The 20,517-nt window shown below is 64.0% G+C and carries 23 protein-coding genes and 1 tRNA gene; 9 read left to right on the forward strand and 15 right to left on the reverse strand.

Annotated features, from left to right (window positions below):
- Positions 1–5: 5 nt before the first annotated feature.
- Together JQ604_RS12405 and trxB are read right to left on the reverse strand one after the other, a co-directional pair.
- Positions 6–929, reverse strand: coding sequence for a LysR family transcriptional regulator (locus JQ604_RS12405; protein ID WP_212357563.1), 924 nt, complete (start codon positions 927–929; stop codon positions 6–8).
- 2 nt (positions 930–931) lie between these two features.
- Positions 932–1,897, reverse strand: coding sequence for a thioredoxin-disulfide reductase (gene trxB, locus JQ604_RS12410; protein WP_212357578.1), 966 nt, complete (start codon positions 1,895–1,897; stop codon positions 932–934).
- A gap of 290 nt (positions 1,898–2,187) precedes the next feature.
- Here trxB and JQ604_RS12415 point away from each other — a divergent pair, with 290 nt between their 5' ends.
- Positions 2,188–2,667: an Lrp/AsnC family transcriptional regulator gene (locus tag JQ604_RS12415; protein WP_212357583.1), complete on the forward strand. Its 480-nt coding sequence runs from the start codon at positions 2,188–2,190 to the stop codon at positions 2,665–2,667.
- A 69-nt stretch (positions 2,668–2,736) separates the two neighbouring features.
- On the opposite strand, the gene JQ604_RS12420 is transcribed toward JQ604_RS12415, so the two are convergent.
- From JQ604_RS12420 to JQ604_RS12435, 4 genes are all read right to left on the reverse strand, one after another.
- Positions 2,737–3,138 (reverse strand): DoxX family protein, encoded by a 402-nt coding sequence (locus tag JQ604_RS12420; RefSeq protein ID WP_212357585.1) that lies wholly within the window; start codon positions 3,136–3,138, stop codon positions 2,737–2,739.
- Positions 3,139–3,441: 303 nt separating this feature from the next.
- A complete protein-coding gene (greA, locus tag JQ604_RS12425) occupies positions 3,442–3,915 on the reverse strand; it encodes a transcription elongation factor GreA (RefSeq protein ID WP_212357587.1) in 474 nt (157 codons plus the stop codon).
- Between the two features lie 207 nt (positions 3,916–4,122).
- Positions 4,123–7,587 (reverse strand): carbamoyl-phosphate synthase large subunit, encoded by a 3,465-nt coding sequence (carB, locus tag JQ604_RS12430; protein WP_212357589.1) that lies wholly within the window; start codon positions 7,585–7,587, stop codon positions 4,123–4,125.
- 138 nt (positions 7,588–7,725) lie between these two features.
- Entirely contained in the window at positions 7,726–8,895 is a 1,170-nt protein-coding gene (locus JQ604_RS12435) for an MFS transporter (protein ID WP_212357591.1), read from the reverse strand.
- 111 nt (positions 8,896–9,006) lie between these two features.
- Between JQ604_RS12435 and JQ604_RS12440 the strand changes: the two genes are divergently transcribed.
- On the forward strand, positions 9,007–9,378 hold the full coding sequence (locus JQ604_RS12440; RefSeq protein ID WP_212357593.1) for an ArsR/SmtB family transcription factor: 372 nt from the start codon (positions 9,007–9,009) through the stop codon (positions 9,376–9,378).
- Between the two features lie 112 nt (positions 9,379–9,490).
- Here the strand turns inward: JQ604_RS12440 and JQ604_RS12445 are convergent.
- Positions 9,491–9,571: transfer RNA gene (locus JQ604_RS12445), tRNA-OTHER, on the reverse strand.
- A 125-nt stretch (positions 9,572–9,696) separates the two neighbouring features.
- Complete coding sequence (locus tag JQ604_RS12450; RefSeq protein WP_212357595.1) at positions 9,697–10,392, reverse strand: class I SAM-dependent methyltransferase; 696 nt, start codon at positions 10,390–10,392, stop codon at positions 9,697–9,699.
- Positions 10,393–10,553: 161 nt separating this feature from the next.
- On the opposite strand from JQ604_RS12450, the gene JQ604_RS12455 reads away from it, so the two are divergent.
- On the forward strand, positions 10,554–11,081 hold the full coding sequence (locus JQ604_RS12455) for a Dps family protein (protein ID WP_212357597.1): 528 nt from the start codon (positions 10,554–10,556) through the stop codon (positions 11,079–11,081).
- 6 nt (positions 11,082–11,087) lie between these two features.
- Here JQ604_RS12455 and JQ604_RS12460 read toward each other — a convergent pair whose 3' ends face one another.
- Positions 11,088–11,864 carry an outer membrane protein gene (locus JQ604_RS12460; RefSeq protein WP_212357599.1) on the reverse strand — a complete coding sequence of 259 codons (777 nt, stop codon included), beginning with the start codon at positions 11,862–11,864 and terminating at the stop codon, positions 11,088–11,090.
- On the opposite strand from JQ604_RS12460, the gene JQ604_RS12465 reads away from it, so the two are divergent.
- Genes JQ604_RS12465 through JQ604_RS41860 form a run of 3 tightly spaced genes read left to right on the forward strand, consistent with a single transcriptional unit; the run spans position 11,821 to position 13,433 of the window.
- Positions 11,821–13,032, forward strand: coding sequence for a helix-turn-helix domain-containing protein (locus JQ604_RS12465; RefSeq protein ID WP_212357601.1), 1,212 nt, complete (start codon positions 11,821–11,823; stop codon positions 13,030–13,032). The two genes, JQ604_RS12460 and JQ604_RS12465, sit on opposite strands and share 44 nt — an antisense overlap.
- 6 nt (positions 13,033–13,038) lie before the next feature.
- A complete protein-coding gene (locus JQ604_RS12470; protein WP_249158212.1) occupies positions 13,039–13,347 on the forward strand; it encodes a VOC family protein in 309 nt (102 codons plus the stop codon).
- A complete protein-coding gene (locus JQ604_RS41860; RefSeq protein ID WP_283817984.1) occupies positions 13,347–13,433 on the forward strand; it encodes a VOC family protein in 87 nt (28 codons plus the stop codon). The genes JQ604_RS12470 and JQ604_RS41860 overlap by 1 nt, the downstream gene beginning before the upstream one ends.
- A 4-nt stretch (positions 13,434–13,437) precedes the next feature.
- On the opposite strand, the gene JQ604_RS12475 is transcribed toward JQ604_RS41860, so the two are convergent.
- The 6 genes from JQ604_RS12475 to carA all read right to left on the reverse strand — a co-directional run bounded on the left by JQ604_RS12475 (position 13,438) and on the right by carA (position 18,821).
- Complete coding sequence (locus JQ604_RS12475; RefSeq protein ID WP_212357603.1) at positions 13,438–13,890, reverse strand: YeeE/YedE family protein; 453 nt, start codon at positions 13,888–13,890, stop codon at positions 13,438–13,440.
- A gap of 8 nt (positions 13,891–13,898) precedes the next feature.
- The gene (locus tag JQ604_RS12480; RefSeq protein WP_212357606.1) at positions 13,899–14,324 is read right to left on the reverse strand and encodes a YeeE/YedE family protein; all 426 of its coding nucleotides are present in this window, start codon (positions 14,322–14,324) and stop codon (positions 13,899–13,901) included.
- Between the two features lie 205 nt (positions 14,325–14,529).
- Positions 14,530–15,993: a DUF1254 domain-containing protein gene (locus JQ604_RS12485; RefSeq protein WP_212357609.1), complete on the reverse strand. Its 1,464-nt coding sequence runs from the start codon at positions 15,991–15,993 to the stop codon at positions 14,530–14,532.
- 259 nt (positions 15,994–16,252) lie between these two features.
- Positions 16,253–16,783, reverse strand: a complete 531-nt coding sequence (locus JQ604_RS12490) for a cupin domain-containing protein (RefSeq protein ID WP_212357612.1) — start codon at positions 16,781–16,783, stop codon at positions 16,253–16,255.
- 180 nt (positions 16,784–16,963) lie between these two features.
- Entirely contained in the window at positions 16,964–17,461 is a 498-nt protein-coding gene (locus JQ604_RS12495) for a PaaI family thioesterase (RefSeq protein ID WP_212357615.1), read from the reverse strand.
- A 163-nt stretch (positions 17,462–17,624) separates the two neighbouring features.
- Positions 17,625–18,821 carry a glutamine-hydrolyzing carbamoyl-phosphate synthase small subunit gene (gene carA / locus JQ604_RS12500; protein ID WP_212357617.1) on the reverse strand — a complete coding sequence of 399 codons (1,197 nt, stop codon included), beginning with the start codon at positions 18,819–18,821 and terminating at the stop codon, positions 17,625–17,627.
- A gap of 245 nt (positions 18,822–19,066) precedes the next feature.
- On the opposite strand from carA, the gene JQ604_RS12505 reads away from it, so the two are divergent.
- The 3 genes from JQ604_RS12505 to JQ604_RS12515 all read left to right on the forward strand — a co-directional run bounded on the left by JQ604_RS12505 (position 19,067) and on the right by JQ604_RS12515 (position 20,446).
- Positions 19,067–19,522: a GatB/YqeY domain-containing protein gene (locus tag JQ604_RS12505; RefSeq protein ID WP_212357620.1), complete on the forward strand. Its 456-nt coding sequence runs from the start codon at positions 19,067–19,069 to the stop codon at positions 19,520–19,522.
- A 16-nt stretch (positions 19,523–19,538) separates the two neighbouring features.
- The gene (locus JQ604_RS12510; protein ID WP_212357623.1) at positions 19,539–20,006 is read left to right on the forward strand and encodes a hypothetical protein; all 468 of its coding nucleotides are present in this window, start codon (positions 19,539–19,541) and stop codon (positions 20,004–20,006) included.
- Between the two features lie 113 nt (positions 20,007–20,119).
- A complete protein-coding gene (locus JQ604_RS12515; RefSeq protein WP_212357626.1) occupies positions 20,120–20,446 on the forward strand; it encodes a MoaF-related domain-containing protein in 327 nt (108 codons plus the stop codon).
- The last annotated feature ends 71 nt before the right edge of the window (positions 20,447–20,517 follow it).

Below are 20,517 nucleotides of genomic sequence, written 5' to 3' on the forward strand. Positions count from 1 at the left end.
GCTCTTTACGAGGGCCAGCGCTGCGCCTTGCTGACGACGAAGTCGCGGAACACCTGCACGCGCGCGACCGTCTTCAATTCCTCGGGATAGACGAAGTAGGTGTCGAGCGCGATCGAGTCGGACTCGCCGAACAACTGCACCAGGCGGTTGTTCTCTTCGACCAGGTAATCCGGCAGCGCAGCAATGCCGAGGCCCTGCTGGCAGGCGCGGACGAGACCGAGGATGTTGTTGACCTTGAAGTAGGCCTCGCGCGGACCGGAGCCGTTCCGGCCGGCGTCGACCAGCCAGCTGCGATTCTGCAGATGCGAGGGCACCTGGGCATCGCCGAGCATGATGATGCGGTGCGAGTCGAGATCGTCGAGCGTCCGCGGCGTGCCGAAGCGCTTGATGTATTCCGGCGAGCAATAGGCATGGAAGCCGATCGAGAACAGCTTGCGCTGGATCAGGTCCGGCTGGGTCGGCTTGCGGGTGCGGATCGCAACGTCCGCCTCGCGCATCGACAGATCGAGATCCTCGTCGGTGACGATCAGCGAGATCCGGATGTCCGGATAGAGCGCGGTGAACTCGTCGAGCCGCGGGATCAGCCAGTTGATGCCAAGCGCGGGCGGCGTCGTGATCTTGAGATCGCCGCTCGGCCGCTCGCGGCTGTCGGTGAGTTTGGCACGCGCCGCCTGCAGCTGCATGAACACGTCATGCGCGGTGCGGAACAAGAGGTCGCCCTGCTCGGTGAGGATCAGGCCGCGGGCGTGGCGATGGAACAGCGAGACCGCCAGCTCCTGCTCCAGCGCCGAGACCTGGCGGGAGACCGCCGATTGCGAAAGTCCAAGCTGCTCGCCGGCATGCGTGAAGCTGCCCGCTTCCGCCGCTGCGTGAAACACCTTCAGCTTGTCCCAATCCATATCCGTAAATCCGTCGCGTGATCTTGGCATGACTACTCCGCCGCTGCGCGATCGCTCGCGCGAAGAGCCAGGAAACGTTCAGCCTCGAGTGCGGCCATGCAGCCGAGGCCGGCGGCCGTGACGGCCTGTCGGTAGGTTTCGTCCGCCACGTCGCCCGCGGCGAACAGCCCGGGGACCGAGGTCGCGGTCGAATTCGGCGCCACCTCGACATAGCCGGACGGTTTGAGTTTGATCTGGCCTTTGACGAGCTCCGTCGCCGGCGCATGACCGATAGCGATGAAGACGCCGTCGGTCGGCACGTCGGTCAGCGTGCCGGTCTTGACGTTCTTTAAACGAACATGAGTGACCTTGTTCGGGTTCTCGGTGCCGCAGATCTCGTCGAGCGTCGAGTCCCAAACCACTTTGATCTTCGGGTGCTTGAACAGGCGCTCCTGCAGGATGCGCTCGGCGCGGAAGTGATCGCGGCGGTGCACGATGGTGACCTGCGAAGCGTGGTTGGTGAGGTACAGCGCCTCCTCGACCGCGGTGTTGCCGCCGCCGACCACCACGACTTCCTTGTTGCGGTAGAAGAAGCCATCGCAGGTGGCGCAGGCCGAGACGCCGCCGCCCTGGAATTTGCCTTCCGACGGTATCCCGAGCCAGCGCGCCTGTGCGCCGGTGGCGAGGATCACGGTCTCGGCAATGTAGATATCTCCGCTGTCGCAGGTCAGGCGGAACGGCCGCTGGCCGAGCTCGAGCTTGTTGACGAGGTCGGAGACGATCTTGGTGCCGACATGGACCGCCTGTTTCTCCATCTGCTCCATCAGCCAGGGGCCCTGGATGACGTCGGCAAAGCCCGGATAGTTCTCGACGTCGGTGGTGATGGTGAGCTGGCCGCCCGGCTGGATGCCCTGGATCAGGATCGGCTCGAGCATCGCGCGCGCCGCGTAGATCGCTGCGGTGTAACCGGCGGGGCCGGACCCGATGATGACGACCTTGGCGTGGATAGGCGCGGGCATTAGCAGATCCCTCTCCGTTGGGGACTTTGATGATGACTTGTGCGGGAAGGCGCTCCGGAAATGCGTCGCGGCAGCGCTGAAATCGCCCCTGAAGTCTATGATATCTGGTGAGCTATGCAAGAATTGCAATCCATAGCCGCGATTTTTCCCCGGAACTGAAGTCGTATCAGCGAAATCGTGCGCTGCACGCGCAATAAAATTGCGCAAGGTGCGCTGCCTGCGCTATGAGAGTTGCCGGCAAATCGCCAAATCTGCAATTCCCCCAGGGAACTCAAGGGAACTCAAGTCGCGTGTCGAAGAACCTTGACGAGATCGACCTCAAAATCCTCGCCGAAATCCAGGCCGACGGCCGAATCACCAACGTGGAACTCGCCAAACGGGTCGGGATTTCGCCGCCGCCGTGTCTGCGGCGGGTCCGGACACTGGAGGAGGAAGGCTACATCCAGGGTTACCGCGGGCTGCTCGACCCGCGCCGGCTCGGCTTCGACGTCACGGTGTTCGCCTCGGTCCATTTGTCGAGCCAGGCTGATGCCGATTTGCGCGCGTTCGAGACCTTCGTGCGCAGCGAACCGCTGGTGCGCGAATGCTGGATGCTGTCGGGCGAGGTCGACTTCATCCTGAAATGCGTCGCGCCTGATATGGCGACGTTCCAGGATTTCGTCACGCACCTGACCGCCGCACCGAACGTGCGCAACGTCAGGACGTCGCTGGTGCTGCACAATTCGAAATATGAAGCCGCGGTGCCGCTCGATCTGAAGGCTGTGGGCTGAGGCAAATGAAAAAGCGACCCAGCGCGGATGGCCCTGGATCGCTTCTTTCAAGACGAATGGTCGCTCGAGTTACTTCTTCCGCATCTCGTCGACGCTGATCGGGCCGGGGCCCGAGGTCGCGAGATAGAGGCAGGCGAAGCAGAACAGGATCGCCGCGGTGCCGCCATTGAGCAGCGGCAGGAACACCGGCTCCTCCGGCTTCTTGAACATGTGGCCGAGGAAATAGGCGAAGGCCATTTCACCCGACAGGATGAACGCCACGATCCGCGAGAACAGGCCGATCATCAGGAGCGCACCGAGGATCAGCTCGATCGCGCCGGCGGTCGTGATCAGCGGCGGGATGTTGGCGAAGTAGGGCAGCACCGGAAACTTGAAGATCTTGGCGACGCCGTACTGAAACAGCAGCAGCCCCGTGATGAATCGGAAAAGGCTCAGCACGACCGGCTGAAATTTGGAGAACGTCTGGTCCATTGTCATTGACCCCCTGTTTGACACGCTGGAACATTGCACGAAGCGGAATACACCGTGTGTGTCTCCGCCATGATGTCAACACCGCCCCCGATGGATCATTGCGTGCGGTGAGGCACGCCGGTTTCCTTCAGGTAACTTAGTTATACTTCATAATCATATCACGCGCCTGACTAGGATAGGCGACGCGCCGCCGCCAATTCACAATCCCGTCAGGGGGACGTGAGGCGACATCGTGTCGCCTCGGCGCAACAAAAAAGCCGCGTCCAGGACGCGGCTTTTTTCACAACGAAACGTAGAACGAATCTATCGCCACTCGACCTTGGTGATCTCGTAGGCCTTGGCGCCGCCGGGCGCCACCACCTCGACGGTGGTGCCCTTCTTCTTGCCGATCAGCGCGCGCGCCAGGGGCGAGGTGATGGAGATGCGGCCCTTCTTGGCGTCGGCCTCGACCTCGCCGACGATCTGCCACACCGCCTTCTTCTCGGTGTCCTCGTCGACCAGCGTCACGGTGGCGCCGAACTTGATGGTATCGCCGGACAGTTTCGAGATGTCGATGATATCGGCGCGCGCGAGCTTGTCCTCGAGCTCGGCGATGCGGCCCTCATTGTGCGACTGTTCTTCTTTCGCCGCGTGATACTCGGCGTTTTCCGAGAGGTCGCCGTGCGAGCGCGCCTCCGCGATGTGTTCGATGATGCGCGGACGATCCTCCGACTGGCGCTTCTTGAGCTCGTCCGTCAGTGCGGCATAGCCGCCCGCTGTCATCGGAACCTTTTCCATCATTTTCGTCCTTCAGTCGTGCATTCCTTTAGATGGGTGCACGTACCAACCAGTTCAGTCTAACGCAGGATCAGGACTCGAAAAGGAGCCCGGAAGCCCAGTGATTTTCGGCCCCGCTAAGGGCCGTGACAACATCCAATCGCGCGGTGAGTTCCAGCCGTACGGCTAAGCGCTGACCGCGTCGGGGCATTTTCGCCCGGGTTGCGGTCAGCTTTCGGAAAAGTAGCTCTGAAGCGTGCGGACCTCAAGGTCCCCGTCCCGATAGGCCCGGACCCCCTGCGCTGCCGCCACCGCACCGGAAAGAGTGGTGTAATACGGCACTTTATGCAAGAGGGCAGCCCGCCGCAGCGATCGGCTGTCGGCCAGCGCCTGCGGGCCTTCAGTGGTATTGAAGACCAGCTGAACATCACCATTGGTGATCGCGTCGACGATGTGCGGCCGGCCCTCCAGCACCTTGTTCACCTTTTCTGTCGGCACGCCATTGTCCGCGAGGAAGCGCTGGGTGCCCGATGTCGCCATCACCTTGAAGCCTAATCCGTGCAGCAGGCGCACGGCATCGGCAATGCGGGTCTTGTCATCCTCGCGCACCGAGACGAACACGGTGCCCTGCCGCGGCACGCGCGTACCGCCGCCGAGCTGGCTCTTGGCGAACGCGACCTCGAACGAGCGGTCGATGCCCATCACCTCGCCGGTCGAGCGCATCTCCGGCCCGAGCACGGTGTCGACACCCGGGAAGCGCGCGAACGGGAAGACCGATTCCTTGACGCCGACGTGATCGAGCTTCTTCTTCTTCAGCTTGAAGTCGGCGAGCTTCTCGCCGGCCATGATGCGCGCGGCGATCTTGGCGACCGGCGTGCCGATCACCTTGGCGACGAACGGCACCGTGCGCGAGGCGCGCGGATTGACCTCGAGCACGTAGATCTCGCCGTCCTTGATGGCGTATTGCACGTTCATCAGGCCGACCACGTCGAGGCCGAGCGCGAGCTCGCGGGTCTGCCGCTCCAGCTCCTCGATCATCCCGTTGTCGAGCGAATGCGGCGGCAGCGAGCAGGCCGAGTCGCCGGAATGGATGCCGGCTTCCTCGATGTGCTCCATGATGCCGACGATGAAGGTGTCCTTGCCGTCGGAGAGGCAGTCGACGTCGACTTCGGTCGCGTCCGACAGGTAGCGGTCGAACAGCAGCGGGTTCTTGCCGAGCACGGTGTTGATCTGCCCGGTCTTGTCGTTCGGGTAGCGCGCCTTGACGTCGGCCGGCACCAACTCGGGCAGCGTGCCGAGCAGATAATCGTTGAGCTGGTTCTCCTCGCGGATGATCTGCATCGCGCGGCCGCCGAGCACGTAGGACGGGCGCACCACCAGCGGCAGGCCGAGGTCGGCGGAGACGAGGCGGGCCTGCTCGACCGAGTAGGCGATGCCGTTCTTCGGCTGCTTCAGACGCAGCTTGTCGAGCACGCGCTTGAAGCGGTCGCGGTCTTCCGCAAGGTCGATCGCGTCGGGCGAGGTGCCGAGGATCGGCACGTCGGCCGCTTCCAGCGCACGCGCCAGCTTCAGCGGGGTCTGGCCGCCGAACTGCACGATGACGCCGTGCAGCGTGCCGTTGCTGCGCTCCCGGTCGATGATCTCCAGCACGTCCTCGGCGGTGAGCGGCTCGAAATAGAGCCGGTCGGCGGTGTCGTAGTCGGTCGACACCGTTTCCGGGTTGCAGTTGACCATGATGGATTCGTAGCCGGCGTCATGCAGCGCGAAGCAGGCATGACAGCAGCAATAGTCGAACTCGATACCCTGGCCGATACGGTTCGGACCGCCGCCGAGGATGATGACCTTCTTCTTGTCCGACGGCATGCTCTCGTCCGCCGGCGCGCCCGCGAACGGCGCCTCGTAGGACGAATACATGTAGGCGGTCGGCGAGGCGAACTCGGCCGCGCAGGTGTCGATGCGCTTGTAGACCGGGCGGACGCCCAGCGCATGACGCTTTGCGGTCACCTCGGCTTCCGTCGACGCCACCAGCACCGCGAGCCGCGCATCCGAGAAGCCCATGGTCTTGAGCGTGCGCATGCCGAAGGCGTTGCCCGGCAGGCCGTGCTTGCGGACCTTCTCCTCCATGTCGACGATGCCGCGCATCTCGCTGAGGAACCAGGGATCGATCTTGCAGGAGTTGAAGATCTCCTCGTTGGTCCAGCCGAGCCGCATCGCCTGCGCGACCTGCAGGATGCGGTTCGGCGTCGGCGTGCCGAGCGCTGCGCGGATCGCGTTCTTGTCGTCGTCGCGGCCGAGGCCCTCGATCTCGATCTCGTCGAGGCCGGTGAGGCCGGTCTCGAGCCCGCGCAACGCCTTCTGCAGGCTTTCCTGGAAGGTGCGGCCGATCGCCATGACTTCGCCGACCGACTTCATCGAGGTCGTCAGCGTGTGCGAGGCGCCGGGGAATTTCTCGAACGCAAAGCGCGGCACCTTGGTCACAACGTAGTCAATCGTCGGCTCGAATGAGGCCGGCGTCGCGCCGCCGGTGATATCGTTGGCGATCTCATCGAGCGTGTAGCCGATCGCGAGCTTGGCGGCGACCTTGGCGATCGGGAAGCCGGTGGCCTTCGATGCCAACGCCGAAGAACGAGAAACACGCGGATTCATCTCGATCACGACCATGCGGCCGTCGGCCGGATTGAGGCCGAACTGCACGTTGGAGCCGCCGGTCTCCACGCCGATCTCGCGCAGCACCGCCAGCGAGGCGTCGCGCATGATCTGGTATTCCTTGTCGGTCAGCGTCAGCGCCGGCGCCACCGTGATGGAATCGCCGGTGTGCACGCCCATCGGATCGAGGTTCTCGATCGAGCAGACGATGATGCAATTGTCGTTCTTGTCGCGCACCACCTCCATCTCGTACTCTTTCCAGCCGAGCACGGATTCCTCGATCAGCACTTCGTTGGTCGGAGACGCATCGAGGCCGCGCTCGATGATGTCGAGGAACTCTTCCTTGTTGTAGGCGATGCCGCCGCCGGTGCCGCCCATGGTGAAGGAGGGACGGATGATCGCGGGCAGGCCGATCTCGGACAGCGCCATCATCGCCTGGCCCAGCGCATATTCCTGGTAGCGCTTGCGGCGGTCGCTCTCGCCGAGCGTCCATTGCCGCTCGCACTCTTCGCGCGCGGCGCCCGTCAGCGTCTCGCGCTCGGCGAGGTATTTGTCGCGGAAGGATTTCTTCAGCGCCGAGGCATTGGCGAGCCGCGACTTCGGCGTCTCGAGCCCGATCTTGGTCATGGCCTCGCGGAACAGCTGGCGATCCTCGGCCTTGTCGATGGCGTCGGCGGTGGCGCCGATCATCTCGACGTCGAACTTCTCCAGCGTGCCCTGGCGGCGCAGCGAGAGCGCGCAGTTCAGCGCGGTCTGGCCGCCCATGGTCGGCAGCAGCGCGAAGCCGCCCGGGGTGACGTGGCGCTCCTTCTCGATGATCTTGGCAACGATTTCCGGGGTGATCGGCTCGATATAGGTCGCATCCGCCAGCTCCGGGTCGGTCATGATCGTCGCCGGGTTGGAATTGACCAGGACGATCCGATAGCCCTCTTCCTTCAGCGTCTTGACCGCCTGGGTGCCCGAATAGTCGAATTCGCAGGCCTGGCCGATCACGATGGGGCCGGCGCCGATGATCAGGATCGTGGAGATGTCGGTTCTTTTGGGCATCAGCTCTCGCGGACTGGATTTTGGGCACAAAAAAAGGGCGCGCTGGTCGCGCGTCCCTCGGGCCTAGGAGCGCGATCCCTCGCGCGCGGGTGGGTCTTAGACCAGTTTTCGGGGTGGCGAAACCCCGAAAAACGCCCATCAACCGGCAATTTTCGCGGGTTTCGGCAGCGCCCGCCAGCCACGGAGGAGATGCACCAGAAGTGCTGCCGCGACGCTCGATCCGCCGACCCAGCCGAGGTCGGCCGGCGACAGGGTCGCGAGCACCGTGCCACCGAGCGCCCCGCCGATGGCGAAGCCGAGATACATCGACGAGGCGTTGAGCGAGAGCGCGATCATCGAGGCCTGCGGCTCGATCCGGATGATGCTGGCGACCTGCGCGGGATAGAACGCCCAGCCCGAGATGCCCCAGAGGAAGATCGTGCCGAGCACCGCATAATGCGCCTGCCCCGGCATCAGCTTCAGGATCAGCGAATGCAGGATCAGCGAACTTGCCATGCCGGCAAGCCCCAATGCCGCGGTGGTGAGCGTACCGAGCCGATCGGCCATGATGCCGCCGAGCATGTTCCCGATCGCGGCGGCGGCTCCGAAGACCAGCAGCGCCAGGCTGATCTGGGAGGCATCGAAGCCGAGACCATGCAACGGCACGGCAAAATAGGTGAAAACCGTAAAGCCGCCGAGTGCCCATAAAACCGTGATCAGAAGTGCAATCAGAACGTTGTTGTGACGCGCCACAGCGAGCCGCTCGGCGAGCGAGGCCGTGTTGCGCGGCAGGCCACGGGGCAGGCCGAACAGCAGGCCGGCGAGCGCGACAGCACCGATCGCGGCGACCATGGCAAAGGTCGCACGCCAGCCGAGCAGGCTGCCGACGAGATTGCCGAGGGGGACGCCGACGACGGTTGCGATGGTGAGGCCGGAGGTGACCAGCGCCACCGCGCGGCCGCGGCGTTCGGGTGCTGCGACCGCCACCGACACCGCGAGCGCGGTCGGCATGCACAGTCCGGCGCCCATCGCCATCAGCATTCGCGAGGCCAGCAGCAGGAAATAGCCCGAGGCCACCACGGCGAAGAGGTTTCCGGCGATGAAGGTCGATAGCGCCAGCGCCAGCACGGTGCGGCGGTCGATGTTGTTCAGCGCCACCGCGAGAATCGGCGAGCCCACGGCATAGGTGAGGGCATAGGCGGTGACCAACTGGCCGGCGGCCGGGACCGAAATTGCGAGGTCGTTGGCGATCGCGGGCAAAAGCCCTGCAATGACAAAGCTTTCCGTGCCGATCGCAAAGGCCGCCAGGGCCAGCCAGAACACGCTCATTGGAAATACCTCGATGTTCAACGTTTATTGAACTATCAAACGCGGTGGCTCTGGTGTCAATTAGTTCAAGAACTATTGAACATTGTAGCGAGATCGCTATGATTCCCGACCATGAGCCGCACACCCCACCATCCCGCCCGCGAGCAGATCGAGCTGCCGCTGGTTCTGGATTGCCTGAGCGATCCGATCCGTCTGGCAATCGTCTACCAGCTCGCTCAGCAGGAACGTGTCAGCAGCGAACTCCGCTGCGGCGACTTCAATGGGCTCGCCGGCAAATCCAACCTTGCGTATCACTTCGCCAAGCTGCGCGAATCCGGCCTGATGCTAACCCGCGTCGTCGGCACCAACCGCTTCATGCGGCTGCGCCGCGAGGATCTCGAGGCGCGTTTTCCGGGCCTGCTCGATGCGGTGCTCTGTTCCGCGGCCAAGGACGCCGATCGGCTGCAGCTTTCTGTCGAGTGCGAGGTGGTTGAGGCGGATTGAAAGTGAGAGGCTGAGCGGCTTGCCTTAGCCCGGCTTCGCCCTGCGGGCTACGCCGCGGCAGCCTTCGCTACCAGAAGGCTTGCCGAGCCGAAGCTGCGATAGCAGCGAAGGCTGGAGGCCCGGCCTGGATTTGAACCAGGATAAACAGTGATGCATCACTGCCGCGTCGACGCTTCCATTCCGCCACCGGGCCGAGAGCATCTTTGCCCATTCCGGCAGGGCCAGCCACGCTTACCTTTGATTAACCCTAACTGTCGCGCCCGAGCGTTTCAGGCGAGGTGGACGCCGGTTCGCGTGAAGACAACGCGTCAAAACAAGTCAGATCGGATGGCGCGCGACGAAGGTCATACGCCACGGATTGTGACCGATGTTGCGCGGGGCGCGCGTCGCGGACAGGCCGGCGGCGGTGAGCTTGGCGATCATCTCGTCCTCGCGATAGCGCTGCAGGCCGATCTTGTTGCGCAGTTGCCGGTAGTCCGACAGCGCCGTGCTGACGAGGCCGATCAGGGCATCGCGCAGGAAGCCGTGGCGGGCGGCGAAGCGCAGCAGCGCCAGCACGTCCTTGGCCATGCCGACTTCGGGCCGCAGGATGTCGCCGAGTACGAAGCGACCGGAGGGTTTGAGGATGCGGTGGATGACGTCGAAGGCCGAGTCCAGCTCGTTCGGCGTCATGTATTGCGCGACCGAATTCATCACGACGAGATCGACGGAATCGTCGGCCATCTTGCGAAGGTCATCGAGCGAGCGGACGCGGATTTTCGTATTGGGCGCGAAGCGCGCGATCAGCCGGCCGCGCACGCCCGGTGCGGGTTCGGCGAGATAGAGCATGGCGCAGGCATCCGCCACGCGCGACGCCGAGAGCGCCTCGCCACAGGCGTAGTCGAGCACCACCGCGTCCGGCGAGGAGATGTAGCCGATGATGTCGCGCGCGATCTCATCGAAATGCAGGTCGCGATGCCGCTTGCTGACATAAATCGTATGCGTGGAATCGTAATAATCGATCCAGTCGTCCATAGCGGCATTCGTCCGGCGAGGAGGCTCTTCAAGCAGTTCCTGGGCCAGGAACATGCGGGTGGGTGATGCGTTAGGACGTTCGCAGGCCGTTGTCCAATACGGCGTCCAATGCGCCCGAACCCGTCCTTGAAACGCCCCGCTAGGTAACAGGAAGGTCCACCGTGAGCAAAGCCAAGTCCGACAAAATTTCACCCGATCTGGATACGCCAAGCGACCTGCCGCCGGCGGCGGTCGAGAAGATCTCGGCCGCGCTGAACACGCTGCTGGCCGATGCCTTCGCGCTTTACCTGAAGACCAAGAACTTCCACTGGCACGTCAGCGGCCGGCATTTCAACGACTACCATCTGATGCTGGACCAGCAGTCGGAAGCGATCTTCGGCACCACCGACCAGCTTGCCGAGCGCGTCCGCAAGCTCGGCGGTTCGACCTTGAAGTCGATCGGTCAGATCGCCAAGCTGCAGACCATTCAGGACAACAACGAGTCCTACGTGCCGCCGCGCGAAATGCTGCGCGAGCTGATGGAGGACAACAAGCAGATGGCGGCGGCGATGCGCAAGGCGCACAAGCTTTGCGACGAGCATGAGGATTCCGGCAGCGCAAGCCTGCTCGAAGTCTTCATCGACGAAACCGAGCGCCGCACCTGGTTCCTGTTCGAAGCCAGCCGCCAGGAAGGCAGCAACGCGGCGTAGACTCCGCTACGGCCCCAACGGACCGAAGCGGTAGTTGACGCCGAACATCGCGGTGTCGATCCGGCGGGTCAGCTGGATCGGCGTCGTGAAGCCGGCCGCCGCTCCGTTGCCTTGCAGCGTGGGCGTCGTCGATCCGAAATCCAGATAGTTATACTCGGCGAACAGCGACCAGTTTGGCGCAAGCAGATATTCGACACCGCCTCCCGCTGTCCAGCCGGTGTGCGATCCGGCCCCCGCATAGGGACTGGTGATGCCCATCCCGGTCACGGCATAGTCGACGGTCGATTGCGTCCAGGCCGCGCCGCCTTTGGCATAGATCAGGATTTGCGGCTGGATGGCGTAGCCGACGCGAGCGGTCGCCGTTGCGAACCACGACATTCGCGAACTGAGATCGTAGATGTTGGGGAATCGCGGATCGGCCGGTCCGGGGACGAGCTGATGGCTGCCCTTGAGGTCACTGGCGTCGTAGAGGCCCTGAACGCCGAACACCCAGCCGCCCGCCTGATAATCGCAACCGACCTGGCCGCCGCCGAGCGCGCCGCTGGTGCGCTCGCTGCCGAGGTCGAGCGGTGATGCAAGCATCGGCCTCACGTCGGTGAAGCTCGTCCGGCCGGAGCCGCCGCCGACATTGGCGCCGACATAGCAACCGGTCCAGCGGTAGGCGACACTGGCTGGCGCCTTGGTCACCAGCGTCCCCGGCGGCAGATCGGCGGAAAATGCCTCCGCCTGAACGCCAACGATGCCGGCCAGAACCAGCGCTACGACCATTCGATTTGCAATCATGCCCACCCCTTTCATCCGCAAATGGATGCAGGTCCGACATTTAGGGGCGGGAGGGCTGCACCGCTTGGACTGTGCGGCCCTGCCGATCCGGACCACACGGCAACCAGAGGATTGTTCGAACCGAATTCGATCGTCTGTCGACCCAATTGGAACGACCATCGATCGCAGGAGAGGATATTTGAATCCGGCGCCGTTCCGCCCCGTCCACATTTCGACGCTGGCCTTTCCTCAAGACAAGCGCCTCGCGATGTGGCGCGAGATCTACGGGCGCAATATCGGCAATTTCGACATCGAGCCGATCGGCAATATGCCGTTCCATGCCGACGTGACGTTTCATGCGCTGCCCGGCGTCGGTATAGCCGTCGGCTCTCGCTCGGCGGCGCATTACCGGGTCACCCGGGCGCTGGCGAGCAGGAGCCGGGACACGATCGTTCTCTCGATGCTGCGCAGCGGATCGGCAACCGTCACGCAGTTCGGCAAGGAGACCGCCATCGGCGTCGGCAGCGCCTGCCTCCTGACGTCAACCGATGCGTCGACGAGCACGCTGCATACCCGCGGCAGCTTCATCACACTGGCGCTGCCGCGGACGCTGATCGCGGCGATCGTTCCGGATTTTTCGTCGAGGTTGGGCCAGTCAATTCCGGCCGGCAATCGTGCGCTTCGTCTGCTAGGCAGATATGTCGAGCTTTTGCAGTCCAGCGGCGACCTGGTGTCGCCGCGACTTGCCGACAGTGTGTCTGCCCATATCATGGACCTCGCCGCGCTGGCGGTCGGCGCGCGGGGAGACCGCGCGGACGCCGCAAGGCGGCGCAGCGAGGAGGACGTCCGCTTGAGCGCGATCAGGTCGGATATCATTTTGGCGCTCGGCCGCCACGACCTGTCGGCCGGCACGATCGCTGCAAACCACGGAATCTCGCAGCGTCAGTTGCGCCGGTTGTTCGAGCAGGCCGGCAGCTCGTTCTCGGCCTTCGTCCTCGCGCAGCGATTGGCGAAGGCGCTTCGCATGTTGACTGATCGGAGGTATGATCGCCTGAGTATCACGCAGATCGCTTATGAGGCGGGCTTCAGCGACCTGTCATATTTCAATCGGACGTTTCGCCGCGTCAACGGCGCGACGCCGTCCGATGTCCGCAAGGCCGCGATGTCGGCCTCGGATATCGAGAGGTAGCGATCGATGACCCAGAAAATCAAAACCTTCCTGATGTTCGAGGGCAACTGCGAACAGGCGATGAACTTCTACGTCTCGCTGTTCCCGGACGGCGCGATCACCGGCATCACCCGTTACGGCAGCGAAGGGCCCGGTAAGGAAGGCACGGTGAAGCAGGCGACGTTCGCGCTCGCCGGCCAGACCTTCATGGGCATCGACAGCCCCGCCAGGCACGGCTTCACTTTCACGCCTTCGATGTCGCTGTTCGTCGATTGCGCTGACGAGGCGGAGATCGATGCGCTGTTCGCCAGCTCGGCGATGGCGGGCAGACGATGATGCCGCTTGGCCCATATCCGTTCGCGCGCAAGTTCGGCTGGGTGGCCGACAGGTTCGGCGTGTCGTGGCAGCTCAGGCTGTCCTGATCCTTCACTCGTAAGACGGCGTTACCAGCGTCGGCTGCCGCTCGGCGAGCATCCGCGCGCCAGCCATTCCAATCAGCATCGCGATCACGAACAGCACGGACGCGCTTGTGCCATAGCCGAGCGCGACGAAGGCCGGCCCCGGACAGAAGCCGGCAAGGCCCCAGCCGATGCCGAAGATCGCAGGGCCTGCGATGATGCGCTGGTCGAGATCGCTTTTGGTCGGCAGCTGAAAGCTCTCGGCCAGCAGTGGCCGCGGCCGCTTCAGCACCAGGCGATAGCCGATGAACGCGGTCGCGACGGCGCCCAGCATCACGAACATCAGGCTCGGATCCCAGCTGCCGGTGCGGATCGCGGCGAGGTCGAGGAAGTTCAAAACCTTGGCCGGATTCGACATGCCGGAGACCAGCAGCCCGCCGCCGAACACGAGGCCAATGGTGAACTGGAAGAGCATCGACATGGCGTGCCTCAGAGCAGGTGGCGGACGACGAAGGTGGTCGCAACGCCCGTGACCATGAAGGCGAGCGTGGCGACGATCGAGCGCACGGACAGCCGCGAGATGCCGCAGACGCCGTGGCCGGAGGTGCAGCCATTGCCCCAGACCGAGCCGAAGCCGACCAGCACGCCTGCGACGGCGAGCATTGTGCCGTCGGTGGCTATCGTCTGCGGCGGCCACTCGCCGTTCGCCAGCCGCCAAAGCAGGGGCGCGGCGACGAGACCGGCGAGGAAGGCGAGGCGGCCGGGCCAGTCGCGGTCGATCACCGGCGGCAACAGGCGCGCGGCGATGCCGCTGACGCCGGCGATCCGGCCGCTGATCGCCATCAGCATGACGGCGGAAAAGCCGATCAGGACGCCGCCGATCACCGCGGTGATCGGCTCGAAGGTGGTGGACATTGCTGTTGCTCCATCCTCGGCCGCGCCAGGCATGGCACGCGCCGCGGCGGCACTCTACCGTGCGAACCGTCCGAAGCCGCTAGAAAAATTCGCAACGCGGTGCGAACCGTGTCCGCAGCAAGGAAACAATCCAGAGCTATTCGCTCTGGATTGCTTCGGAAAGCCCATCGTCCGGCCGCTCGGCAGCAGTCGGTGCGGGCGACGTTTACTGAGCCGACAGACCCACTGTCGTCTGCGCTCGCTCGACCGGTGGGGGATTCCACTTTCCGGTCAGCGCCTCCGTTTTCGGGCCGTAGAGCCGCATGGTCAGGTTGAAGGCTCCCTTCGGTGCCGGAAGCCAGTTGGCTTCCTTGTCCGCGCCCGGACTCTCGTTCTGGAAGTAAATCTCGAGCGAGCCGTCGGGGTTGTGTTTGAACGGCATCCAGCTGCTCACCGCGAAGCGGTTCAGCGGGTTGCCGACCTGGAAGCCATCCTGGTCGTAGAGCGTGATCGACCAGAAGGCATTGACCGGCGGAGCGGCGCCCTTCTCGAACGTGATCGTGTATTTGTTGGCCCCGTCGAGCGGCTTGCCGGTGTTGTCGGCGAGATTGAGCGGATAGATCGCATCCTCCGGCAGGTTGGCGCCAAGCCCGACCTGCGCGACGATGGCACGCTTCAAATAGTAGTTGCCGTAAACACCCATCGTGTCGGTGTTCATCGACCAGCCGTTCACGACACGCGCCAGCGTCGGCACCTTCCATGCCATCAGCTTCTGGCCGTCCTGCGGCGCGGTATCCAGCGCCCGCTGCAGGACCGGATCGAGCTTGCCGATGTCGAAGCTCTTGCCGGGCTCGATGCCGATCCTCTTCATCTGCGCGATGATCGGCTCATCGGTGATATGCGGCGGATGAAGCTTGAGCAACTCGGCCGCGCGCGCGAAGTAGACGCCGGCCGACATCGTATCGACCTGCACTTTCGGCGCCGTCTTCATGTCGACGCTGGGATCGATCTTGACCTCGATCGGCTTCGGCGTCTTGCCGAACTCCGACAGCGGCGAGACCTTGTAGCCGGCCTGGATCTTGCGAACCACATCATAGTCCGGCGGGCCATCCGTCTTGGTACGCCCGATGATCCAGACATAGGGCGTCGGCGCGTCGATCCGCTGGGTGTCGGCCGGGAGCCTGAATTCCTCGGCAAACCGCTCGCGCAGATCGGGCCGCCAGCCAGGCGGCGTCACCAGGAACGTGCCCGCCTTGGTGCCGGTCGTGCGCCAGCCGGGTGACGCAAACACATCCGTCCACATGTCGAGCATCGGCATCAGGTAGAAGCGTCCGTTGGTGTCGGGGACCGAGATGACGACCGGCTCCCTGGTCATGTCCAGCCACGAAGAGGAATAGAGTGTGTCGAAGTTGGACCGCACCACGCCCTTGAAATCCGCCGGCGGGTATTCGGGCACATTGACGAATGTGTTCATCGGGCCCTTGAAGTTGTCCTTGCCGGGCTCGGCATTGGTGAACTGCTTTCGCGTGATGTCCATCGACAGGAGCGGATAGAAATAGACATAGGCGTCCACCGCGATGGCGTGCGCCTCTTGCTCGGTGATGGCCGGTGCCGTCTGGGCCAGGGCCGCAGGCGCGGCCGCTGCGGCGAGACAGAGAGATAATGTCAGCGTCGGAATTCCTCGAAGCATGTCGAATTCTCCTCTTCTGGTGTCCGTTGTGGTTGCTCGTGACCTTCACGTGGCTTGAAGATTCGCAGGCGTGCGGCAGTGGACGCGGAAAGCCTGTCTCACCCGGAGAGAGGAGCCCGCCTCTTGAACGCTGTCATCGGGGCGCAAAAAGCCGCGGCGCGCCCTGACATAGATCAAGGTTTTTTCGTGGCGATCGTGATTGGAGCCGAACGGTCAGCGGCGCTTCAACGGCCGTGGCAGGCCCACAGCACCGTGCGCGTTATCGGACGCCGGCCGTCCACAGCCGGACCAGCGGCCCGTTCGCGCCCATCACCGGATCGGTCCTGGGCACCGCAACCAGCGGGATCGTCTTCAGCGCCTTCGCGTGGGCCTCCGGCGTCGGCCGCACCAGATCCATCGGCGGGCCCGGCGGATAGGCGCCGACCACGCAGAAATCGTCGCTCGCCGCTATCAGTTGATGGCCGGTACCGGCCGGCAGGATCGCGACGTCGCCGGCCGAGATGTCCAGCGCGCGGCCGCGTTCGCCGCCGAACTGCACCCGCGCGCTGCCCCTGCTGACGCCGAGCACCTCATGCACCGTCGCGTGGTAGTGCAGGAAGTCATAGACGCCGTTCCGCCACATCGCGCCCCAGCCATTGCCGCCGAACAGGCGCTCGATGGTTTCCTCGGGGCGGCTGCTGATGTCGACCGCAGCCTTGTAGACCAGGAATGGCAGGGGATTGTTCGGCACGAGGCCGTCGTCTTCGAAGACGATGGCGATTGGTTCGGCGCCTGCTTTCACAACCGACATGGCTTCCTCCGCGCGCGCTGAATTTTACGCGTAGATCAACCCGAAGTCAGCGCCTCACGTTCCTAAGTTGTAGGGTGGGCAAAGGAGCGAAGCGACGTGCCCACCATCTTCGGCGTGCTCGTGATGGTGGGCACGCTGTCGCTTTGCCCACCCTGCAAATTCACAGAAATTTGCCGCGCCTCACGTTCCTTTCGGCAGCTCGAACACCAGGCACGTCGTCGTGGCATGCGCGACGAGCTTGCCCTTGTCGTCGGTGATGCGCGCTTCCGCGGTCGCGACGCGGCGGCCTGCGTTGAGCACTTTGCCTTCGGTGCGGACGGTGCCGGTGTCCTTGCTCATGCCGCGGACGAAGGAGATCTTGAACTCCAGCGTGGTGTAGCCAAAGCCCTTCGGCAGCGTGGTCTGCACCGCAAGGCCCATCGCGGAGTCGAGCAGGATCGCGGCGTAGCCGCCATGCACCGAGCCGATCGGGTTGTAATGCCGCAAGCCCGGCACGCTGTGGATGACCACGACACCCTGCTCGGCCGTGCAGTCGAACGGCGCGACGTTCTCCATGATCGGCGGCTCGGGCAGGGTGCGGGCGAAAATCGCGCGGACGAAGTCGAGCCCCGACATCGACGCCATCACCTCGATCGGCGTCACGCCATACTGGACCTGCGGGGCGGGGCTGTCGGTCATGTCGGCTGGTCCTGCGATGCAATGAACACAAGCATCTTGTCCCGGACGCGGTGCAGCGTGCAACGCTGCTCCGCAGAGCCGGGACCCATGTCAGCCAAAAAATCGGGAGCGGTGGATGGGCCCCGGATCAGCGGCGCACCACGCCGCATCCGGGGCACGAGGGTTACGCCGCGCTCTTTTTCTGCTGCCGCATCAAATCGGCAAAGCGCTGGAACAGATAATGCGAGTCGCGCGGACCCGGTGAGGCTTCGGGATGGTACTGCACCGAGAACACCGGCTTGCCGTCGAGCTGGATGCCGCAATTGGAGCCGTCGAACAGCGAGATGTGGGTCTGCGTCGCGCCATCAGGCAGCGTCTTTTCGTCCACCGCAAAGCCGTGGTTCATCGAGGTGATCTCGACCTTGCCGGTGGTCTCGTCCTTGACGGGGTGATTGGCGCCGTGATGACCCTGATGCATCTTCTTGGTTTTCGCACCGACCGCGAGGCCGAGCATCTGGTGGCCGAGGCAGATGCCGAAGGTCGGCGTGCCGGACTTGATCACCTGCTGGATCACAGGCACGGCGTATTTGCCGGTCGCAGCGGGATCGCCGGGGCCGTTCGACAGGAACACGCCATCGGGCTTCATCGCGAGAATGTCTTCGGCCGAGGTCGTCGCCGGCACAACGGTCACATTGCAGCCGACGCCGGCGAGCAGGCGCAGGATGTTGCGCTTGATGCCGTAGTCGATCGCGACCACGTTGAATTCAGGTTTGTCCTGCCGGCCAAAGCCCTGATTCCATTCCCAGGGCGTCTCGTCCCAGGTGAAACGCTGGCCGGAGGTGACCATCGGCACCAGGTCCATGCCTTCGAGGCCGGGCCATTCGCGCGCCTCTTCCTTCAGGCCATGCAGGTCGAACTCGCCGCTCTTCGAATGGGCGATCACCGCGTTCGGCATGCCCTTGCTGCGGATCAGCGCGGTGAGCGCGCGGGTGTCGATGCCCGAGAGGCCGATGATGCCGCGCGCCTTCAGCCACTGGTCGAGATGCTTGGTGGCGCGGTAGTTCGAGGGATCCGTGATCGCGGTGCGCAGGATCACGCCGCGCGCGCCCGGCGTCGCGGCCATGTTCACCGTCTCGATATCCTCGTCGTTGGTGCCGACGTTGCCGATATGCGGAAAGGTGAAGGTGATGAGCTGCCCGGCATAGGAGGGATCGGTGAGGATCTCCTCATAGCCGGTCATCGCGGTGTTGAAGCAGACTTCACCAACGGCGTGGCCTTCCGCGCCGAGGCCAAAGCCTTCCAGCACGGTGCCATCGGCGAGCACGAGGAGCGCGGTCGGTTTGTGGTCCGGCCAGGCCAAGGCGTTTTCAGGGGTTGTCATGAGCCCCTTCAATAGTGGCCGCGCCCTGCCGCGTCAAAGCGAAAGGGGGCGGATTCACACGGCATTTCCGCCTGGTCGGGCCTGCAGGTGCGGCCTTTTGTTCGAAAGTTCCCCGCTGGGGGCGGTTTGTTGCCAAAAATGACCCGTTGGCCCCGGGTCGTCCGGGCCGGGCGGCCGGGGAATCGGTTGTTCTGGCGGACCGAACCGCCTAGATGGTGGGTTCGTTCATTTGAGGGTGCAAGGCCATGCTGCGCGACGACATCAACACTGCGGTCAAGGAGGCGATGAAGGCGAAGGACGAGCGCAAGCTCTCCACGCTGCGCATGGTCAATTCGACCCTCAAGAACGCCGACATCGAGGCGCGCGGGCAGGGCAAGCCGCCGCTGTCCGATGCCGACGTGCTCGGCGTGCTGCAGAAGATGATCAAGCAGCGCCAGGAATCGGTCGAGCTCTACGACAAGGGCGGGCGCGCCGAGCTCGCAGCCCAGGAGCGCGAGGAGATCGCCGTGATCTCCGCCTATCTGCCGAAGCAGATGTCCGACGACGAGGTGAAGGCCGCGATCTCGGCGGCGATCGCCGAGACAGGTGCCGCCGGCATGAAGGACATGGGCAAGGTGATCGGCGTGCTGCGCGGCAAATATGCCGGCCAGATGGATTTCGGCAAGGCGAGCGGCCTGGTGAAGGCCGCGCTGTCGGGATAGTCGGAGCGGCCTTCCGATGTTTCGTGTCACTGCGGACAGTCTGGAGGCCTATCTCGCGTTCGATCCCGATCGCACGGCCGATCTCGGACAGCTGCATGCGCTGATGCGCCAGACCGCGCCGTCGCTGCAGCGGCATTTCCATGCGGGCACGCCGGCCGGTGAGGCCGGTATGCGCATGAGCATGATTGGCTACGGCCGGTTTCGCTACGCCATCAAGTCCGGCAAGACGGCGTCATGGCCGGTGATCGGCGTCGCGCTGCAGAAGAACTACATCAGCGTCTATGTCGCAGTGACGCGGGACGGCAAGCCGCTGGTTCCCTGCTATGCCGGCCGGCTCGGCGAGCTGCGGATGGGCGGCAACAATTTCAGCTTTGCAGCATTCGACGATTTGAAAACCGCAGCGGTGGCCGAGCTGTTTGCGGAGGCCGCCGCCATCGTCAGGGCGGACGGCGAGAATCCCGTCCGCTATATGCAAGGTAACTGATGATTGACATGAGCTGCGCCGCACGGCCGCAGAGCAGCTTGTCTATTTCGTGTAGAACAACCTTAAGTAAGGTGTTATCATCGCGCATATTTTGAAGGTATTTGGAGAATGCCATGGCCGCTTTTTCCGGCGCGGGACGGACCTATCGGGTCGACTTCGCCGCCTTCAAGGTCATCCTGAGCTTCACCTCCGACACCTCGCTCACCTATACGGTCGAGAATCCCGACGGTTCGCCGGGCGACAGTGAGACCGTGACGATCAGGACGGAGGAGATCGGGCTCGACCTGTTCCTGGTGACCTGGCAGGAATCCGACAAGACCACAGTCGTGCATGTCGAGGACTACGCCCGCGGCACCATCATCACCAACATCACCAATCCCGATCTCGGCTTTCAGCAGTTTCACGGTACCTTCAAGGAAGTATCGGCCCATGCGGCCTGAGGCGGCGCTTTTGTCGTCGCGCGCTTTTCGCTAACGTCCCTCACTGCACCCTTCGCAAGATGGGGTGGACG

Origin of the sequence: Bradyrhizobium jicamae (assembly GCF_018130695.1) — a bacterium.
In the GTDB taxonomy this organism is placed as follows: Bacteria; Pseudomonadota; Alphaproteobacteria; order Rhizobiales; family Xanthobacteraceae; genus Bradyrhizobium; species Bradyrhizobium jicamae_B.